The following is a 19,223-nucleotide window of genomic DNA, read 5'->3' as shown; positions in this document are numbered from 1 at the left end:
GCATCGACAACGTGGCTAAAGATGATCCCTTATTTTTCAACTTCACTCTTGTATTGAGGTGCTAATAAGGCAATTGTATACTGACCAAATTTCGGATAAAGGGTTGTCTTATTGGCCTTGAGGTAAATTGGCGAGCTGGTGATCCCAACGAACCACTTATCATTTGAGCGGGTACTGTATTTGTTTGGATCAATGCCCTGTTTCTTCAAATCAGCCGAGACAAAGTCCTTAAAGGAAAGCTTGCCAGTCACTAATGCTTGGCGTTGCTGTTTCGTTGGTGCGCTAGAATTAGTAATAAACTTCATATGAGAATAGGGGGCCTGTTTTAACATCGGATCATTTGGATTTTGAGCGTATAATTTAGCCGCTTCGGGTAAGCCGGCACCAGCCTTAATAAAGCCAAATAAGCTGTAGGCATCGGTGTTTTGTTTAGCAGCAACCTGTTCGTTGTAGACACTGTTGCCAACTTTTTGGCCTTGTAGGTCTTCCAGTTCATCATCGTCGGCGTTGGGGATGCCACCAGGATTCGGGAATTCACCGGCTGGCAAGACGCCTTTGGCCATATAACCGCGCCAGACATAACCCTTAACGCCGTTATTGTCAGTGACGTAGTAGAAAATGCCCGTCTTTTTACCATTGGTCATCTTCAATGTTTTAGTTGCATAAAGAGTGCTGTTGTCCATCGTATTGAGACGGTGAAGTTTATGATTAAGATGATAGTTCCAAATGGAGGCATTCCTATTTTCACCCGTCCAGTGAACGGGCGTTTGTGAATAAGTCTTGACCTTAATGGCGTGATAAATTCCCGCGGCGTGGGCCGATTGGGTTGAAGAGGTAATTCCCAACAATCCAGCGGCACCAAAAGTGATTGTTAATAAAAGTAATGATTTTTTCACGAACTTGAACCTCCATATCAATTCGATGAGCTGACGCTAGTCTTCGTCACCGTCAATGATACCGTCAACTAAAATGACGACACCCTGACCATAACCTTTACTGCCCTTGGGACAAGCGTAGGCGCCAATTTGATACCCTTTGTAAGATCGGAAACTCGAATTCCCGTTATCGGCGAGGATCGCTTTGTTGGCGTAGGCTTCAAAGGATGTTCTACCAGCTTTAAAATTTGCCAAATCAGTTTTTGATTGGTGATCGTAAAGGTATTTGAACCCACCGTTGGCTGCTCGCCAGATATCGGGGTAGTTGCTGGTAACCATATCTTCAAAGTCCTGAGCGGCCACCCACGGTTTATTAGGATCTTCAATATTGGCGTATCGCTGGAATTTGTTGGCCACTTTTTGCAGGTAGGCGTTTGGCTTAACACCTTCAAAATAGCCGGCTAGTTGGCGACTGAGGTCATTGCTGTAATTAACGGTTCCCGAAGTGTTGGTAGAGTCAGAATTGTTGTTATTGGACGTTGAGCCATTGTTGCTGCCGGTATTTGTGCCGGAATTGGTCGTTGAATTGGCGTTGTTTGCGTTTGGGTTGACCCCTCTGGTTAAATAGCCGTGCCAAACGATGCCACTCTTATCGCCCTTGGCATTTGTAACGTAGAAGTAGGCGTAATTTTTACCCGTTAAGCTCGAATGCATCAAAATTTTCTTAGAAACATACCACGTCGTTCGGGGGTAGTTTTTGAGATTATGTAATTTTGCGGTATGAGATATATTATACAAATATACCGATCTAAACGTGCTGGGATGATAGGCGATCGGGTTGTAGTTTTTGACTTTAAGCGTCTGAAAGCTTGCTGCGTGACTGACCGGTTGATTGATTGCGAAAAAGCTGACAGCCGCTAAACTGGCACTTACTAAGAAAATTGATTTCTTCATATAACGATCCTCTCCAATGATTAATGACAAATGTTAGCAAGGCAACTGAGGATTCACCCAGTACCCGCTGCTACGATAATTTTAGTATATCACTCTGGTTACATATAGAACATGGCTGAAATAATTGATGGCGTTAGTGCAAAAGGCATTAATACTTGATGCTCTAAGGCTAGACAGGCAAGTAAAAGTTATGTAAAACAATTTGAGATTATGGTTATAAGTGCCACTTGGCTGTCCCGTCTATATTGATAAAATGGCTGACCCCACCATCCAACGAAGCGGACCAACTATTCCAAAAAATTCGAAATAATTGGTCCGCTTTGTTAAATTCTGGGATCAAAGCACCGTTCGTCCCAATCTTTGATAAATAAGTTATTAATATTGAGTGATTTTGAGATAGCTTTCATACACTGCGTTTTTATTAAAAGGAAAGTTCCGATAGATTTGTAGTCCCAACTTGTCAGTGGCGCTCAAATTGAGGGTAATGGTTTGAAATCGCGACTCTAGCCAAAAAAATTGTGCGGCTGTCAGTGAAAGCAGATTGCCTGGCTGAGTTTCGCCGAAATGATCGAGGGTGACTTCACCGGCTGTTGGCTGGTAAATCAAACAATAACTAGCAAGGCTGCCTTGGTCGTCAAGTAGGACTGCTGGTGCCTGCATCACCAACTTGGCTACTAACAAAGCCTGCCAAGTTGACAGCGAAATATCGCCAACTGGGTTGCTTTGATGGGCACTGCGATAATGCATGAAGGCAGTCGTGGCAACCTCATTCCATAATGCTTGATTGTTAACGAGTTCAGCCGAAGTTAAGAGCCGCGTGGTTATGGCAGTGCTTGGAGCCTCAAGCTGAACTTCTGAAAGGCGCAACTGGGGTTCAGTTGCTTTCTCAACTCGCTTGAAGCCTTGGGTTGGCAGCCACTTATTAAAGGCGTGTTGAGGGGCGTAATCACTAGTGATTATTCGATCAACGTCAAATTTCCAGGCGAGCTTATTGATGTCGGCCAGGATCCGTTTGGCTAGTGCCAGTGGTTCAGCGGCTTTGGGATCAATAAATGCCGCAAAATTCAACGCATTTGGCTGAAACTTATTCAGCCAAAAGACTGAAGTAGCATCAATGCGCCCATGCGGGTGATAGACCTTGACATTATCGGGATAAGTTCGCATAGCGCGGAAAATTTGGTGTTCGTTGATCGGTAGGGTGGGGATAAACGTTGTTTTATTAGGCAGGTTAGCTTGCATTACTGAACCCCTTATTCAAACGGATTCTCATGTAGTACCCGGGTATAAAAGCCGATTTCGTGAAAGGCTTCATCCAATCGTTCAGAGAAGTGATCACTATTGGCGGCATTGGACAGCAGTTGGCCGGCTTGCGTAAAGTTGTCATTGGCATTCCACAATAATACCGGTGTTGGCAAGACGATCATTTTGAGCATTTGCAGGATTTCTACAAAAGATTCAGCCGCTAGCATGCCACCATCACTGTAATATGAATACGAAATAATTTGAACCGGCTTGCGATTAACTTCTGGGCCAACATAATCCAAGGCGTTCTTTAAAGAACCCGGGATGGCGTGATCATATTCCGGTGTCAGAAAAATATAGCCATCTTCGCCATTTAATTGACTTAACCAACGGCGTTCATTACTTTTGAGACCTTGAATCCCCTCTGATAAAGGAGTCTCATCATGATGATAAGGTTCCAATGGAAAGTCATCTAATTTGATCCAATCGTACTGGACATCAGGTGTATCGGTATATTTTGACTGTAAGTAATTAAAAATGGCTTCACCGAGCTTACTTCTGACCGATCCTAAAACGACACCAATTTTAACCATTCACTAATTCCTCCAAGTTATCTATTTATTTTGAAGTGAGTTGTTGATACAATTTGTCACTAATAATATGGTTGGTCCACATCCAGGCAATATGGCCCAGGGCTTCAGAAACGTGCTCTTCAACCGGTTGATCTTTTGGAGAAGGAACGGTTCCCATTGCCGGCATCACTCCAAGATGAAAGGCACCCCAGACACCAAGGCCAAATAAAGTTCCCTGACCAAGGCGAATAAAGGGCACGTAACGGCCGGCAACCGTGTAGAACACGGCAAAAGACGTTGAGAAGCCAAAATGAATCAGATAGCTCACCCAAGGTAATTGTTGCTCTGAATAAGTATATGTTGCGTGTGTCAGACGACTTGGAACGCCGAATTGTTCCAACAATCGCTGTGGTGGGTTGGTTTTATCGCGAGCGGGGGTTCGTGGTGGCAAAACGTTTTCCCAACCGAGCTTAACCAGGCCGGAAACGATGCCGGCAACGCCACCGGCAATGACGGCGGCCTGCCAATTAATATGTTTGTTCAAAAGAATCACACTCCTTTGATAGTCATTGTATGCCTTCATTATAACCAAAATACAAAGTAGCGGCTAAAATTCCTCCCTGGGGGTATGATGTAAGTGAAAACGGATTCAGCCTTGGTAATCATTAGTTTCGGAGGTGTTCATCATGAAAAACAGTGGTTGGCGAATGACCAATTTATTTTTGGTGTTGATTTTCGTTGTGGTTACGGTATGGATTTTGATGCGGGGAACGGATACTACAGGGTCGGTTCAGACACCTGCAATCAAACTGATTAATTTAATGATTTGGGTTGGTTTCGCTGCCGTGATCGTGGTAATTGAATTGATTATTTGGTGGGCAGCTAAGGCACGAAAACATCGTTAATTTGCTGGCAAAATTGGAAATGGGGAATGCTAAGATGAATAAGTCTGATCATTCAAGTTTACAAATTCAAAAGGCAGGGCTTTTAGAATGTTGAATTACATCTTAAAAACCCCGCCTTTATATATCGAAAATATCTTTTACAGCATCTAATGCACGAAGTTTTAAAGCTTTGCTGACATGATCAGCTATTTCACCGTGCCTAGCGTGGGGTTCCATATCAATCAAGATCACTCTGCTCTGGATTTTTATGGTTACCAGACATTTTCTTTGCCTATATTCTTTCCATTATCTTGAATCTTCATTTGTTTAATTGCTTTTTTAAAATCATAATCAGGATTTTGCTCAAATATGTTCCTATGAACTGGGACAAATGAAATAACGCCATTTTCATCTTTTATTGGTGTGAATTCAACATTCTCGTCAATTTTAAATTCGGCCGGAATTGTAATCATTAATGAATTTCCTTGTTTTCGTGTTTTTACGATCATAGCATGTCACCACCTAGATGTAATTATATAAGCAATTACAAAAGATTAATTATTAAGCACAATAACATCCGCGAATGTTTCTTTGAGACCATTTTGAAGGTCGATAACGAGTAATGCGGTATTTTTCATGTGGAACTCCTTAGTGATGATGTTTTTTTATTCTAGTTTGAGCTTGTTTAAAGACTTTTTTATCAGCCCTTCGACCAATACTAATGATTTGAATAATTTGAATTGATCGCTTGTCTTGCCTGAAGATGATTCGTAACCCAAGTTTCCGATGCTTAATTTCTCTGCAATCTTTTAAGTTCCCAGATAATTGTTTGCCAGCAGTCATTCCGTAAGCTTTTATACGGTTGAGTCCTTTATTAACAATTTTAAGTTGCGATCCATCTAATTGATTATATTCGTCACGAGCTTCCTTAAAATAAACTAATTGATATTGGCTATCCACAAATTATTCCCACCCGTCATCTTCATCAATTTTTGAATCTTTGGTTGCCAGATCGCCACGCACGGCTTCATCGGTGTAAAATTTGGGATTCTTTTCATTTATCCTTCGTTCGATTTCTAATTCGGATAATTTATCTTGTAACCGATTATTTTCCTTCACTAACTTTTCATAGTCATTAACAGATAAAACAACGCCGGCTGGGGTATCTCGATTAAATACGTATACGCCTGTTTTGCTTCTTCTAGCCTTGTCGAATGTTTTTGTGGGGGACTTTTTTAGTTCACTAATATTTGTAGTTGGTACGTCTAAAATCTTCATAATGATGCCTCCTAATGGGCTAATTATAGCATCCATCAAAGGCTATTAAAAGACTATTAAATGCCTTATAACAGATCAAATAAAAGCATCGCGACTAGACTTATCACAAATTATTATTGAAGTTAGCCATAAAAACAGAACCGTTGTAAAATCAATTGTAGAAATTTGGTGGTGTAAATACGCAGTTATCAGAGGTGGTATCTAAGGATGAAATATATTTTTGACGTGGATGGAACGATTAGTTTTGATGGCAAATCAATCGATCCACGAATTATTCAGTCAATTAAAGAACTTCCCGGCAACCCGCAAGATATCATATTCGCATCAGCTAGGCCCATCAGGGACCTCTTACCAATTGTGGGTGATCTGGCGACAGGGCCATTAATTGGTGGCAATGGTGCAATTATTTCCTTAAATGGTGAAGTTAAGATTATGGAGCCAATTACCAACAGAGACTTTCAGATCATTAGGAAAGTCATTAATTCCGTGGATGTTGATTATATTGTAGATGGCAAGTGGAATTATTCAGCGAGGGTGAGTCAGGATAGCTTCATTTTGCGGCAACTGGATCCAAACCATTTGGCTCATAAAGTTGCCTTGGCGGCCATCAATCAGGCAATTAAGGTAATCTTACTCAATTTAACTGAAGAACGGCAGGATGATATTACCACGACTTTAAAGAAGCAAACCAATTTAGCTATTATTAAGGATTCAAGAGAACACAATTTAGATCTGACAGCTCAAGGGGTCAACAAATATACAACCCTACGCCAGCTTTTTCCATCCGAAAAGTACATTGCCTTTGGAAACGATGCTAACGATACTGAGTTATTGGCCCACGCTGATAAAAGTGTGTGGTTTGGAGACAAGTTACCCCTTGAGGAGCAACAGCCGGATTTTCAATATACCGCTAATGTTGCCAGCGTGGTTGAGGCGATTGGTCGAATTGGAAGCTTGATGGCCGGCTAAAGATTTTGTGTCTAGCGCAGGCTGTTGGTAGGTCGATACATAAATTGCTAAAAGACTAAAGAAAAGAGTCATATTTTGAAACAAGCAAATTGGTTTTCAAATTTGTATATTAAGTACGGGATCTTATGGATCATCTGGTTAGTTGTTCAAGACTACGGCTACGGTGAATTGGTCAAATTGCCTTCGACCGCTCGTTACGCGGATTTCATTGTGAACGCCGTGATTAAGCTCATTATTTGGGGCAGTTTGGGTATTTGGTGGCTGGTCCTTGAGCGGAAGCATCTGTGGCTGAGTGACAAGCATTTGTATAACGGCAATTTTCCGCGGTTTTTTTGGATATTGCTGATCGTGTTTATTGCCTACCTGTTCGGCATTTCCTTATATGAACATCATATGCTTTACATAAGTCCCGATTTATTCACCCGCGAGCGGCACGGCTTCATTGGGGTAGCGATTGTTGCTGGGCTGGCAGAAGAATTGGTATTCAGAGGATTCTTTATGAATCGACTGCTGGATCGATATCGCTTCATGACGGCCAACATCATCCAATCCCTTTTATTTTTAGGAATCCATTTGCCGATTTATTTTGCGGATCATTTGTCGGCCTTGGGGTGGTTGAATAATGGATTAACCGTTCTGCCATTAGGCTTAATTTTTGGTTGGATTTTTTATCGGTCAAAAAATTTGTGGCCAAGTACGATTCTGCATTGTGTATGGGATTCAATGATGTTTATTCTGTGAGGAATCAAGCAATTATTTTGGAGGCCGAATTTAGTTGCAATTATCTTTTTAGGCTTGACATTATTTTCATCGATGACTATATTAATTTCAAATATCAGTCATTTAATTCCAGTCAGGTTAGGACGGCTACGTAAAGCAGAAACTTCCTCCTAAGCACCTTCGGCAAAAATCCCAGAATCGAGGATTTCCGCCAAAGGAGACTTAGGCTCCAGTTTCTAACCGCTTTACTCCACTCACTTTTTAGGACAGCTGCGTAAAGCAATAACCTGCACATAAGCACCACAACCAAAAATCCAAACCCAGGATTTCCGGTTGTGGAGACTTATGCTCCGGTTATTAACCGCTTTGCTTCGCTCACTTTTTAGGACAGCTCCTCCAAGCAATAATCTGCATATAAGCACCTTCAACAAAAATCCCCAAAACCGGGATTTCTGCTGAAGGAGACTTATATTCCGATTATTCCCGCTTGGATCCGCTCACTTTTCATAGGAGATGACAGCCATGAAGCTCCGGATACTTGTTCGTTTCATACTCCAAACAACTATTATTCTGGTTCTCGGTTACTTTTTCAATTTGGATAAAAATGCTCATTTTGTATTTGAGTGGAATGGGTTCAATATTTGGCTGATCATTTCATGGCTTTGCCAACTGCCACTATGCATTCGCAAGCAGCTCTATCCTGGGTATCGGTCAATAGCAACCCAAGGGATGAAGCGATACAAGCAGGATTTAGAGAATCGGAATCGCAAACATATCGGCAAAAAAGGCTGGGATGTCACGAATCCTGGAGCCATTGAAGGTGACCGGGTTGTCTTTTACTCCAAAATGCACGATGACCAATTCGCGACGGTGGCCCAAATTGCATTGGCGATTATATATGGGCTGCTGGGACCGGTGGTATTAGTGGGGGAGCTACTGTTTGATTGGTTCTGGTCGACCCTGAAATCCAATTGATAGCGACTCCAATGGTGTAAGGATAACTTCTCATTTGAAAAGTGCGAAAGCGCGGGGGCAAAACAGCATGTCCCAAGGCATTAAAAAAGCAAGTTCTCAGGAAATAAACTTAATTCCTGAAGAACTTGCTTTTTCTTTTGGCAATATCTTGATCTCACAATAGCTGTAACTGCCAGACTTTGCAATCGTGAAATTCGGTCTCGGATCCTTTTCATCTATTCTTCGTTCAATCACTAATTGGGATAGCCTTTCTGTAAGTGATCGTTTTCTTAATTAAATGACCTAGATCGACCGGGAACCACCGATTTTATCAAAATAACACGGTTATCAAAGTGGAGATGATTAACAAAGAATCAGGCGACTTCTTCAACTCAACCTAATAAAATTTTGAAACTTAAATGTGAATTTTATTGACTGTTTTTTAATTTTACCTTGACAGTTACGTATTCTAACAGTTAGATTAAATATACATGAAATTAGAATTAAAATACACTGAGTGTAGTGCAATCTAATTGTTCAAAACCGAATTTGGTGGGACTTTTGATACCGCCAGTCGATTGATTCATGCCAAAGAAAGATGGTTGAAAGCATAATGGATAAATCATATTTGAAACAGCTAAAGTTAGCGAGTCAAACGTATAAATATTATGATATTGGTACTTATCTGAAAGATCATGGAGGAACCATCGAAACGGTTCCGTATACGATCCGAATTCTTTTGGAAGAGGCCCTGCGCCACGCTTCGAAGGATTCCGCAAAGGAACAATTTTTACCAGCCTTTAGCAACTGGGATACCCATCACGACAAGGATATTCCCCATCAACCTGAACGGGTTATTTTACAGGACCTAACTGGCGTACCCGCATTGGTTGATTTGGCGGCGATGCGGGATGCAGTCAAAGCCCAACATGGCAATGTGAACACGATCAATCCGGAGGTGCCGGTTCATCTTGTGATCGACCATTCAGTTCAAGTGGATCATTCTGGTAATGATGAAGCGTTCGAATACAACATTAAAAAGGAATTTGAACGCAACCAGGAACGTTACACCTTTCTGAAATGGGCCCAGAACAGTTTTGACAATTTGACCGTCATTCCACCTGACACTGGGATTATTCATCAGGTGAACTTGGAGTACCTGGCAGATGTGATTCACGCCAAACAACTAGCCGACGGAACTTATGAAGCCTTTCCAGACACATTGGTCGGTACCGATTCCCACACGACCATGATTAACGGCCTCGGAGTCCTTGGTTGGGGAGTCGGTGGGATTGAAGCTGAATCCAGCATGCTCGGAGAAGCCACTTACATGCCCGTGCCCAAAGTAGTTGGGGTGAAATTAACCGGCAAATTAGCGGAAGGCATTACTTCAACTGATTTGGCGTTAGCCCTGACCCATTTGCTGCGGGAGCATAACGTGGTCGGCAAATTTGTGGAATTCTATGGTGACGGGGCCGCGTCCCTGCCACTGGCCTATCGGGCAACTATTGCGAATATGGCACCTGAATACGGCGCCACCTGCGGCTTCTTCCCCATTGACCAGCAAACCATTGACTACCTTAAGCTCACCAACCGTCCAGCTGATCTGATCGAATTGGTGGAAGCATATGCCAAAGCCAACCACTTGTATTATACGGAGAGTGAAGACCGGCATTACAGCGAGGATGACGCCCTGGACTTAAGTTCCGTTCAAAGTAGTCTGGCGGGACCCAACCGACCGCAAGACACCGTCACGTTAAGCAAGATGCCCAAGCAATTTGATGACCGTCGCGATTTGCCAGATTACCCAGTTAAAGTCGAGGGCAAAGAATTTAACATTCGAGTGGGATCATTGGGAATTGCCGCCATTACCAGCTGTACCAATACATCGAATCCCCAAGTCTTGCTGGCAGCCGGCTTGATTGCCAAACGAGCGGTTGAATATGGGCTTAAAGTTCCAGAATTTGTCAAAACATCATTGGCTCCGGGTTCTCGAGTAGTGACGCAGTATCTGGAAGCGTCGGGTCTGCAGCCCTATTTGGATAAACTGGGTTTTAACCTGGTTGGGTATGGCTGTACCACCTGCATTGGTAACTCGGGCCAATTAAAGGAAGATGTTCAAAGTCGGGTGGCCGAGGATCCTTATCCGTTAGCTGCCGTTGAAAGTGGTAACCGGAACTTTGAAGGCCGAGTGAACCCGCTGATTAAGGATACGTATCTGGCTTCGCCGCCATTAGTTGTGATCTACGCGCTGGCTGGCACCTGTGATATTGATTTGACGACGCAACCCGTTGGCACCTCAAAAGATGGCCAACCGGTTTACTTAAAAGATCTCTGGCCAAGTGATGCTGAAGTTGCCGAATTGAATCAGAAATATCTTAAACCAAAAGAATTTAAACAAAACTATCAATCAATTCTCAATCAAAACGAAACATGGAATCAGTTACCCGCACCAAAGTCTTCTACGTACGAGTGGGATGAAGATTCAACTTACTTGGCTTCCCCACCATTTTTCGATGGCACAGCTGGTCAGCAACATTTAAGTGGCTTGCGCGTACTGGCAAAATTGGGCGATTCAATTACGACCGATCATATTTCACCGGCCGGATTCATTGGGTCACAGACTCCTGCAGGCAGATATTTGCGTCAGAAGGGGATTCAGCCGAAGAACTTTAATTCTTATGGTTCCCGCCGGGGTAATCATGAAATTATGATGCGGGGGACACTGGCCAATATTCGCTTACAGAATCAACTCACGCCAGATAAAGTCGGTGGGTTCACCCGTTATCTGCCAACCGATGAGGAAACAACTATCTTTGATGCCGCTCAACAATACAAACAAGCTGGGACGGGCTTGGTGATTCTGGCAGGCAAAGATTATGGCATGGGGTCATCTAGAGACTGGGCGGCCAAAGGGGTCAAACTTTTGGGCGTTAAAGCCATTATTGCCGAAAGTTTTGAACGGATTCATCGAGCTAATTTAGCCATGATGGGCGTTGTCCCACTTCAGTATCTCCCGGGCCAAAACGCTGAAACGCTGGGACTTGATGGCACGGAAACATTCACGATTGATTTAGACGGGCAAACCGCCCATGTCGTCGCAGAAAAAGCCGGCCAGCAGACCAAGTTTGATGTGACGGTTCGTTTTGACACCCCAGTTGATTGGAATTATTACGAAAAGGGCGGCATTATGCCATTGATCGTCCAAAATAAAATTGAAGATTGAGCCATTTTTAGAATCGTTAATTCAAATAGTCATGGAAGCATCTCAGGGAATAGAGCCTGAATTTTCTTCGAGAAGACTCACAGTGGGTTCAGAGCTGTTTGGATTAGCTCATAATGTTGATTGCGAGGTAAGAGGATGAAATTGCCAGAAGGATTGGCTGGCGTCATTGTTGATCAAACCAGAATCAGTTCCACAAAGAACGAAATTCTGACATACGCCGGGTACCCAATTACAGAATTAAAAGATGTGCCATACGAAGAGATTGTGTTTTTGCTTTGGAATCTCCGACTGCCAACCGAATCTGAATTGGTTAGTTTTCGTCGTGAATTGGTCTCCCAGATGAAGCTACCAGCCGAAACCGTGCGGCTAATGGAGCGGATTGCTCGAGAACCTCAGCACCCCATGAGTATTTTGCGGACAACGGTTTCACTGCTTGGAACCACCAATGATAATGAGCACGATGAACCGCCCAGAATTTTGGCAAAAATGCTGACCGCCGTGGCAGCGATTATTCGCATTCGAAATGACCAGCCAATCAAGCGATCCAAGCCTGATTTTGGAGTTGTTGAAAACTTCATTTATCTATTTTCCGGCAAGCGGCCGACTGCTGAACAGGTTAAAATGCTGAACACGGTGATGGTGTTACATGCAGATCACGAATTCAATGCATCCGCCTTTACGGCGCGGGTGGTTGCTTCGACACAGTCAGATTACTATTCTTGTCTGACAACGGCAGTGTGTTCATTGAAGGGTCCGCTCCACGGCGGTGCCAACGAACAGGTTTTTAAAATGCTGGAAACGATCAAGCAAACTGGGCAAGATCCACTTGAATATGTTGAACGGCAATTGGAATCCGGCCAAAAGATCATGGGCTTTGGTCACCGGGTATATAAGCATGGGGATCCACGGGCCGCAATTTTGCGGGAAATTGCCAGAAAAATTTCTTATGAAACTGGCAACGAAGCCTATTTTGAAATGGAAGAGCAGATTCGGGACTTTATGTTTGAAAAGACCCATCTGCATCCAAACGTTGATTACTATACCGCGGTGATTTACCATTGCTTCAATCTCGACCGGGACACTTTTACGACGATGTTTGCTGCCTGCCGGACGGCTGGTTGGTTAGCCCACATTATGGAGCAACGCGAGGAAGGCTGTTTAATTCGGCCTTCATCTGAATATATTGGTGAAACTAATCGGCATTATCATGCTGACAAGGAGGCTCATTTGAATGAGTGACGGAAAAATAACCATGAAAGATGGGCAGCTTCAAGTGCCAGATATGCCAACGATTCCCTTTATTGAAGGGGATGGGATTGGTCCGGAAATTTGGGGTGCTGCCAAGACTGTTTTTGATGCAGCGGTTAAGACGGCCTATCACGGTCAAAAGCAAGTGAATTGGCTGCCGTTACTAGCGGGTGAAACGGCCTTTAAACAGACCCACGAATGGCTGCCGGATAAGACATTGGCTAATTTGCAAAACTATTTAGTGGGGATCAAAGGGCCGTTGACCACACCAATTGGGGTTGGCCACCGCTCAATCAACGTGACGTTACGGCAAAAATTAGATCTGTATGCCTGTTTTCGACCAGTCACCTATTATCCGGGAAGTCCGTCACCGGTGGTCCATCCGGAAAATGTTGATATTGATGTTTTTCGTGAGAATACGGAAGATATTTATGCGGGCATTGAAGCGGATGTTGGCACGGAAGACGCCGAGGAATGGGAACAATTATTAGCCAAGCAGGGTAAACTGGATAAGGTTAGATTCCCAGAGTCGTCAGCGTTCGGGATCAAGCCAATTTCTAAGGAAGGCTCGTCCAGATTGGTAAAAGCAGCCGTGGATTATGCCTTGACTCACGAGAAGCACACCCTGACACTGGTTCATAAGGGTAATATCATGAAGAAAACCGAGGGTAGCTTCAAGCAATGGGGATACGAAGTGGCTGAAAGCTATGGTGATCGGGTCTTCACGACGAACCAATACAACGCGATTCGCAAGGCGCAGGGGCAAGCAGCGGCTGATCAAGCCGACGCCGATGCCCGAGCGGCTGGCAAATTAATCGTTAATGATGTGATTACCGATAATTTCTTCCAGCAGGCGCTCTTGTTTCCCCAACATTTTGATGTGGTCGCAACCATGAACTTGAATGGCGATTACATTTCGGATGCGTTGGCTGCCCAAGTGGGTGGCATCGGAATTGCCCCAGGTGGGAACATTAATTACCAAACTGGCCGGGCAATCTTTGAAGCAACCCATGGCACAGCACCCCAATTTGCAGGTCAAAACAAGTTGAACCCAACTTCAATTATCTTGTCGGGAGCGATGATGTTTGATTATATTGGTTGGCAGACAGCTGCCAAGTTAATCCGATCAGGGATTAGTCAGGCAATTGCCACGCACAATGTGACAGAAGACTTTGCGAAAACGCCGGATGCCACCGTATATAGTACCAGTGGTTTTGGCGATTACGTGGCAAAAGTGATAGTGAGCGGATTCAAGCGGGAATAATCGGAATATAAGTCTCCTTCGGCAGAAATCCCGGTTTTTGGAATTTTTGCTTGTGGTGCTTACGGGCAGGTTGCTGCTTGGAGGAGCTGTCCTGAGAACAGTGAGCGGATCCAGGCGGTTTAGCAACCGGAGCGTAAGTTGCCGCAAGGAGAAATTCCGGTTTTTGGAATTTTTGCTTGTGGTGCTTACGGGCAGGTTGCTGCCTGGAGGAGCTGTCCTACATCCGATCCCCATAATTAGAAAAATAAGACCAGGGCATATATTAATTTTCAATCGACGATCATTCACTTAGATCTCCGTAGCCACCTAGATAAAAGCTGCGCCAAACGGCTGATCCCGGCCATTTAACAAAAATGACCAACTATTCCAAAATCAGGAATAATTGGTCATTTTCGTTAAATTCTGGGATCAAAACGCCGATTGTTACAGTCTCATTTTTAGAAGAACTTATTTCGTAATAAAGACGTACAATGTTGAAGTCGAGTAGCCCAAACTAAACCTGATGCCATTTGAATGGAACGTTGGGGCAGTGGTTGAGCTCGACTTTTTTGCTTTGGCAGACTTCTGGAAGTCCTTGAGCACATGTTTGGCGTTGGCACCAACACTATCCGCCAAAATGGAGAATGACATGATAAATGGTTTGAGGTCCTTTTTATGCTTCAAACTTGATACGGGCACCATCATTGCAATTCCCAGTACTTTATCATTATTCAAGTTAGCTCGCAGCGTCAGCTTACCCGACGAAATTAAATTATGAATACCGGATTTGGGGGACGCTGGCAGCAATTGATCAGCCACGCTCGCTTTTGCCTGCTTCATCGCCGGGGCGAGTTGGGCTTGGGTTTGCTTTAACTTGGCAGCTTCCGCTTGTAATGCGGCGGCTTGCTTGGCCTTTTGCTGCATGGCAGCCATTCCGGTTGCCTTGCTGGCTTTTAATGCCTGGGATTTCTGCTTTAGTTCAGCTGCTTGGGCTGCCATACCCCTGGCTAACTGCTGATCCTTTTTGGAAAGGGCAGTTCCAGTGAGCGCTTGATTATATGAAGTCCGTACCTTGCTGTAAGTTGAAATAACGTCCGCTTTGGCAACGTGAACTGTTTGTCGTTTCCCATCAGCTGATAGGTGAACAGTTTGTTTGTAGTCCTTAGTGGGGACGCTGATCACGAAGGCGCCATTGGTGGTCTTGGTGGATTTCTTTGCGCCACCATTAATCGCATAGTGAACTTTCGCTTGATTGCTTTTGCCTTTAACCGTCACGGCGAGGGCATTAGCACTCAAATGATGATCCGAAACGGTTAGTGTGGGTTTGCCACAGCCACTCAGAAACAGCGTTAACGAGGCAGCTGCGAACAATAAACCGATGATTTTTTTCATTAGTAGCTTCCTCCTAATCAAATGACACGTCGTCTGAGAATTGGCTGTTGTAAAGATCTGCATAGAACCCGTTTTTGGCTAACAGTTCATTATGCGTTCCAGTTTCCACAACGGCCCCGTGGTTCATCACGATGATATTGTCTGCATTCTGAATGGTCGACAATCGATGGGCAACCACAAAGCTGGTCCGATTTTCCAGCAACTGACTCATTGCGTGCTGGATCTGAACTTCAGTCCGGGTATCAACAGAACTGGTTGCTTCATCCAAAATGAGGATTTCAGGATCGGCGACAAACGCTCGGGCAATTGTGATTAACTGCCGTTGTCCTTGGGAAATGTTTGAGGCAGATTCATTCAAGACCGTGTCGTATCCCTTGGGCAGTTTGCGGACAAATTCGTCTACGTGGGCTGCCTTAGCGGCTGCGATAATGTCATCCTTGCTGGCATCCTCGCGCCCGTACTTGATGTTGTCATAGATTGACCCAGTGAAGAGCCAGGTATCTTGAAGCACCATGGCAAAATGAGATCGAAGTTCTTCACGGTCCAAGTCACGGGTGTCAACGCCCTTGAGGCGGATGCTGCCGCCCTTAACGTCATAGAAACGTTCCAGCAAATTGATGATGGTGGTTTTACCAGCACCAGTAGGGCCGACAATCGCAACCTGTTGGCCAGGCTTAACAGCTAAATTATAGTCCTTCATCAGCAGCTCATCTTCGTAACCGAACTGAACATGCTCCAACTCAACCAAATTATCGGGATCCTTTTCAACGGGTCGATTAGCCTTGGTAATCTTCATCTCCTCTTCATCGATGACTTCAAACACCCGCTCGGCAGACGCGATCGTTGATTGAATGGTGTTCATGAGGTTGGCCAACTGGGAGATTGGCTGTGAAAATTGGTTGGTATATTGCAAGAACGCCTGAACATTTCCAAGTGTCACGGTTCCGTTAGCGACTTGAATACCACCAACAACGGCAACGAATACATAACCAATGTTGTTCAAGAAGATCATCAGGGGCATGATAATTCCGGAAATAAATTGGGCTTTCCAAGCTGCCTGATAGTACTTTTTATTTTGAACTTCGAACTGGTCAATTGTATCTTTTTCCTTATTAAAACTCTTGAGGACAATCTGGCCAGCGTAATTTTCTTCAACCTGATTGTTTAACAACCCCAAGCTCTTTTGCTGGGCGGCAAAGAACTTTTGTGATCTTGGGGCAACAATGCCAACAATCACTAAGCTCAACGGGATGGTTACTAACGCGATGAGGGTCAGCTTCCAGCTAATCGTAAACATCATCCACAGAGTTCCGATAAAGGTCACAAAGCTGGTAACAGCTTGAGTTAAACTCTGCTGAAGGGTACTGGCGATGTTATCCATATCGTTGACAGCCCGGCTCATGATATCTCCATTACTATGGGTATCGTAGTATTTGATCGGCACCAGACGCATTTTTTGCTTCATCTGCCGCCGTAATTTATAAACGGTGTTCTGAGAAATTCGGGTCATGATGTATTGCTGCAGGAAACTGAAGATTGCGGCAGCCAAGTACATCACAATAACGATCAGGATAATTTGAAAAATTTTCTCGTAGTTAATCGGCAATGAGCCAATCTTGAAGCCAGCTCTTTGTTGGGCGTTGCCTTTCATTAAGCCTTTGAAAATTTCAGTCGTTGCTTCCCCCAAGATCTTAGGGGTTCTGATTTGGAAGATGACGCTGATAATGGCAAAAACCATTACCAGCACTAACCCAATCAACCGGTCCTGCATGTAATTCAACAGGCGTCTTGTGGTTCCCCAGAAGTTGTGAGGCTTTTGGACAACGCCTTGAAAGCCGCCACGGCCGCCATGATTCTGGTTAGTTGGTTGAGGCGCTGTATCTTTTTCAGGCATTATTTTTCATCCTCCTCTCGTAATTGTGAATGAATAATTTCTTGGTAAACCTTGTTGGTGGCCCGCAATTCATCATGGGTGCCCTTACCAACCAATTTACCATTATCCAATACTAAGATGAGGTCAGCATCGGCAACTGTGGCGATTCGTTGAGCAACGATGACCGTGATGCTCTGTTGGATGTGTTTGTCGGCTCGTAAAGCCGCCCGCAAATCGGCATCAGTTTTGAAGTCCAATGCAGAAAACGAATCATCAAAAACGTAGACGGACGATTTCTTGACCAAGGCTCGGGCAATTGCTAACCGTTGCTTTTGGCCGCCAGAAAAGTTGTCGCCGCCTTGTTCAACCTGCATGTCGAGGCCGGCGGGATCTTCTTCGATGAAGTCCCTTGCTCGGGCAATGTCTAGTGCATGCCAAATTTGATCGTCGGAAGCGTCTTCGTTACCATATTTCAAATTATCGCGGACACTTCCAGTGAAAAGAGTGGCTTTTTGGGGAACCAATGAGATTTGATTCCTGAGGTCGACCATTGAGAGGTCCTCAATGTTGTGGCCATCCAATTCGATGTCACCCTTATCAACGTCATAGAAACGGGGGATCAGGCTGACCAGGGTGGTTTTCCCTGAACCGGTCCCACCAATGATGGCAATCGTTTGGCCACTGTGGGCTTCAAAGTCGATATCACTTAAGGCTGGAAGTTCAGCGTTATGGTAGCGATAGTCTACGTGATCAAATCTTAAGGTATGATTTTTAGCATGAGGATCAAGCACAGCTGGCTTGGGGGCTTGCTTCATGGTTGATTTTAAATTCAGGACGGTCTGGATTCGTTTGGCAGATGCCTGGGCTCTTGGGATAAATACAAAAACCATTGACAGCATCATGAAGCTCATTAGAATCTGCATTGCGTAACTCATGAACGCAATTAAGTTACCAACTTGCATGGCCTGGCTGCCAATTAATTTGGCACCGAACCAAACAATCGCAACGTTAGTCCCACTCATGATCAGGGTCATGACTGGAAAGGCCAAGGCGATGATCGTGTTAACTTTGATGGCGTTGTCAGTGTAATCGCGGTTGGCATCCTCAAAACGATCCTGTTCGAATTGATCTTGGCGAAAAGCCCGAATGACCCGGACGCCAGTCAGTCCCTCACGGAAAATGCGATTGATTTTATCCGTCTTGGTCTGCATTGCCCTAAATAGTGGCACAGAGAAGTATAACAATAGGCCAACAAAGACAATCATAATTGGCAACACAATCAAAAAGATCATCGTCAGTTGATGATCCTTGGTGTAAGCCAAGAAGCTGGCACCGATCAACATGATTGGGGCCATTAACATCATCCGCAGCATGATAATGGCGACGTTTTGAATTTGGACCACGTCGTTGGTTGTCCGGGTAATGAGAGAAGAGGTTTCAATCTGGTCGTACTCATCTTTGGTAAAATTGATCACTTTACGGTAAACATCGCTGCGTAAATTTTGACCGAGCTTTTGAGAAGTTCTGGCCGCCAGAAATACGTTGCAGACCGCAGCAAGGATACTAATGAGTGAGAAACCGGCCATTTCGGCACCGACTTTCCAAATATATGGAATGTCTCCTTTGGCTACCCCGTTATTAACAATGTCAGAAGTGAGGCTGGGCAAATTCAAGGTTGCGATCACTTGAACGCACATAAATAGGATCGCTCCGAGGACCGCTAAATACGAGATCCGGTTCTTAGAAACTGTTTGAGATCTCTAAAAGCGGCGTAGGAAAACTGAGACAAACGC

At 44.3% G+C, this 19,223-nt stretch carries 18 protein-coding genes; 7 read left to right on the top strand and 11 right to left on the bottom strand.

The window, feature by feature from the left end:
* Nucleotides 1–29 precede the first annotated feature (29 nt).
* The 5 genes from FD12_RS07015 to FD12_RS06995 all read right to left on the bottom strand — a co-directional run bounded on the left by FD12_RS07015 (nt 30) and on the right by FD12_RS06995 (nt 4,187).
* Nucleotides 30–896, bottom strand: coding sequence for a hypothetical protein (locus FD12_RS07015; protein WP_056982328.1), 867 nt, complete (start codon nt 894–896; stop codon nt 30–32).
* A gap of 36 nt (nt 897–932) precedes the next feature.
* A complete protein-coding gene (locus FD12_RS07010) occupies nt 933–1,829 on the bottom strand; it encodes a hypothetical protein (RefSeq protein WP_054748900.1) in 897 nt (298 codons plus the stop codon).
* Between the two features lie 375 nt (nt 1,830–2,204).
* Nucleotides 2,205–3,068, bottom strand: a complete 864-nt coding sequence (locus FD12_RS07005; protein ID WP_056982326.1) for a hypothetical protein — start codon at nt 3,066–3,068, stop codon at nt 2,205–2,207.
* Nucleotides 3,069–3,079: 11 nt separating this feature from the next.
* Nucleotides 3,080–3,664, bottom strand: coding sequence for an NADPH-dependent FMN reductase (locus FD12_RS07000; RefSeq protein WP_054748903.1), 585 nt, complete (start codon nt 3,662–3,664; stop codon nt 3,080–3,082).
* A gap of 25 nt (nt 3,665–3,689) precedes the next feature.
* Entirely contained in the window at nt 3,690–4,187 is a 498-nt protein-coding gene (locus FD12_RS06995; RefSeq protein ID WP_082622202.1) for a DUF1440 domain-containing protein, read from the bottom strand.
* A gap of 142 nt (nt 4,188–4,329) precedes the next feature.
* Here FD12_RS06995 and FD12_RS06990 point away from each other — a divergent pair, with 142 nt between their 5' ends.
* Nucleotides 4,330–4,548: a DUF3923 family protein gene (locus FD12_RS06990; protein ID WP_054748904.1), complete on the top strand. Its 219-nt coding sequence runs from the start codon at nt 4,330–4,332 to the stop codon at nt 4,546–4,548.
* Nucleotides 4,549–4,799: 251 nt separating this feature from the next.
* Here FD12_RS06990 and mazE read toward each other — a convergent pair whose 3' ends face one another.
* The 3 genes from mazE to FD12_RS06975 form a co-directional block, all read right to left on the bottom strand.
* Nucleotides 4,800–5,036 carry a type II toxin-antitoxin system PemI/MazE family antitoxin gene (mazE, locus tag FD12_RS06985; RefSeq protein WP_056982322.1) on the bottom strand — a complete coding sequence of 79 codons (237 nt, stop codon included), beginning with the start codon at nt 5,034–5,036 and terminating at the stop codon, nt 4,800–4,802.
* A 139-nt stretch (nt 5,037–5,175) separates the two neighbouring features.
* A complete protein-coding gene (locus FD12_RS06980) occupies nt 5,176–5,487 on the bottom strand; it encodes a hypothetical protein (RefSeq protein WP_054748906.1) in 312 nt (103 codons plus the stop codon).
* 3 nt (nt 5,488–5,490) lie between these two features.
* Nucleotides 5,491–5,805 (bottom strand): type II toxin-antitoxin system Phd/YefM family antitoxin, encoded by a 315-nt coding sequence (locus tag FD12_RS06975; protein WP_082622198.1) that lies wholly within the window; start codon nt 5,803–5,805, stop codon nt 5,491–5,493.
* 207 nt (nt 5,806–6,012) lie between these two features.
* On the opposite strand from FD12_RS06975, the gene FD12_RS06970 reads away from it, so the two are divergent.
* The 6 genes from FD12_RS06970 to icd all read left to right on the top strand — a co-directional run bounded on the left by FD12_RS06970 (nt 6,013) and on the right by icd (nt 14,186).
* On the top strand, nt 6,013–6,774 hold the full coding sequence (locus FD12_RS06970) for an HAD-IIB family hydrolase (RefSeq protein WP_056982320.1): 762 nt from the start codon (nt 6,013–6,015) through the stop codon (nt 6,772–6,774).
* A gap of 75 nt (nt 6,775–6,849) precedes the next feature.
* Nucleotides 6,850–7,515 (top strand): CPBP family intramembrane glutamic endopeptidase, encoded by a 666-nt coding sequence (locus FD12_RS06965; protein ID WP_056982318.1) that lies wholly within the window; start codon nt 6,850–6,852, stop codon nt 7,513–7,515.
* Nucleotides 7,516–8,016: 501 nt separating this feature from the next.
* Nucleotides 8,017–8,469, top strand: coding sequence for a hypothetical protein (locus FD12_RS06960; protein WP_054748910.1), 453 nt, complete (start codon nt 8,017–8,019; stop codon nt 8,467–8,469).
* A gap of 592 nt (nt 8,470–9,061) precedes the next feature.
* Entirely contained in the window at nt 9,062–11,674 is a 2,613-nt protein-coding gene (gene acnA, locus FD12_RS06955; protein ID WP_056982316.1) for an aconitate hydratase AcnA, read from the top strand.
* 135 nt (nt 11,675–11,809) lie between these two features.
* Entirely contained in the window at nt 11,810–12,913 is a 1,104-nt protein-coding gene (locus FD12_RS06950; RefSeq protein WP_054748911.1) for a citrate/2-methylcitrate synthase, read from the top strand.
* Nucleotides 12,906–14,186, top strand: coding sequence for an NADP-dependent isocitrate dehydrogenase (icd, locus tag FD12_RS06945; RefSeq protein ID WP_054748912.1), 1,281 nt, complete (start codon nt 12,906–12,908; stop codon nt 14,184–14,186). The genes FD12_RS06950 and icd overlap by 8 nt, the downstream gene beginning before the upstream one ends.
* Nucleotides 14,187–14,633: 447 nt before the next feature.
* Here icd and FD12_RS06940 read toward each other — a convergent pair whose 3' ends face one another.
* From FD12_RS06940 to FD12_RS06930, 3 genes are read right to left on the bottom strand one after another with little or no spacing between them, the layout of a single operon-like run.
* Nucleotides 14,634–15,557, bottom strand: a complete 924-nt coding sequence (locus FD12_RS06940; protein WP_054749105.1) for a hypothetical protein — start codon at nt 15,555–15,557, stop codon at nt 14,634–14,636.
* 13 nt (nt 15,558–15,570) lie between these two features.
* Nucleotides 15,571–17,451 (bottom strand): ABC transporter ATP-binding protein, encoded by a 1,881-nt coding sequence (locus tag FD12_RS06935; RefSeq protein ID WP_056982314.1) that lies wholly within the window; start codon nt 17,449–17,451, stop codon nt 15,571–15,573.
* On the bottom strand, nt 17,451–19,127 hold the full coding sequence (locus tag FD12_RS06930) for an ABC transporter ATP-binding protein (protein ID WP_056982312.1): 1,677 nt from the start codon (nt 19,125–19,127) through the stop codon (nt 17,451–17,453). Before FD12_RS06930 ends, FD12_RS06935 begins: the two co-directional genes overlap by 1 nt.
* Nucleotides 19,128–19,223: the final 96 nt, after the last annotated feature.

The sequence above is a fragment of the Lentilactobacillus rapi DSM 19907 = JCM 15042 genome (genome assembly GCF_001436255.1).
Lineage (GTDB): Bacteria > Bacillota > Bacilli > Lactobacillales > Lactobacillaceae > Lentilactobacillus > Lentilactobacillus rapi.
Note: the sequence above shows the minus strand (reverse complement) of the source record. Positions and strands in the feature narration are given on the sequence as shown.

Bases quoted from the DNA above. Each gene is read 5' to 3' on its own strand.
- FD12_RS06930 (WP_056982312.1), bottom strand. From the start codon at position 19,127: ATGTGCGTTCAAGTGATCGCAACCTTGAATTTGCCCAGCCTCACTTCT.
- FD12_RS07005 (WP_056982326.1), bottom strand. From the start codon at position 3,068: ATGCAAGCTAACCTGCCTAATAAAACAACGTTTATCCCCACCCTACCG.
- FD12_RS07000 (WP_054748903.1), bottom strand. From the start codon at position 3,664: ATGGTTAAAATTGGTGTCGTTTTAGGATCGGTCAGAAGTAAGCTCGGT.
- icd (WP_054748912.1), top strand. From the start codon at position 12,906: ATGAGTGACGGAAAAATAACCATGAAAGATGGGCAGCTTCAAGTGCCA.
- FD12_RS06940 (WP_054749105.1), bottom strand. From the start codon at position 15,557: ATGAAAAAAATCATCGGTTTATTGTTCGCAGCTGCCTCGTTAACGCTG.
- FD12_RS07010 (WP_054748900.1), bottom strand. From the start codon at position 1,829: ATGAAGAAATCAATTTTCTTAGTAAGTGCCAGTTTAGCGGCTGTCAGC.
- FD12_RS06970 (WP_056982320.1), top strand. From the start codon at position 6,013: ATGAAATATATTTTTGACGTGGATGGAACGATTAGTTTTGATGGCAAA.
- FD12_RS06975 (WP_082622198.1), bottom strand. From the start codon at position 5,805: ATGAAGATTTTAGACGTACCAACTACAAATATTAGTGAACTAAAAAAG.
- mazE (WP_056982322.1), bottom strand. From the start codon at position 5,036: ATGATCGTAAAAACACGAAAACAAGGAAATTCATTAATGATTACAATT.
- FD12_RS06960 (WP_054748910.1), top strand. From the start codon at position 8,017: ATGAAGCTCCGGATACTTGTTCGTTTCATACTCCAAACAACTATTATT.
- acnA (WP_056982316.1), top strand. From the start codon at position 9,062: ATGGATAAATCATATTTGAAACAGCTAAAGTTAGCGAGTCAAACGTAT.
- FD12_RS06950 (WP_054748911.1), top strand. From the start codon at position 11,810: ATGAAATTGCCAGAAGGATTGGCTGGCGTCATTGTTGATCAAACCAGA.
- FD12_RS06935 (WP_056982314.1), bottom strand. From the start codon at position 17,451: ATGCCTGAAAAAGATACAGCGCCTCAACCAACTAACCAGAATCATGGC.
- FD12_RS06990 (WP_054748904.1), top strand. From the start codon at position 4,330: ATGAAAAACAGTGGTTGGCGAATGACCAATTTATTTTTGGTGTTGATT.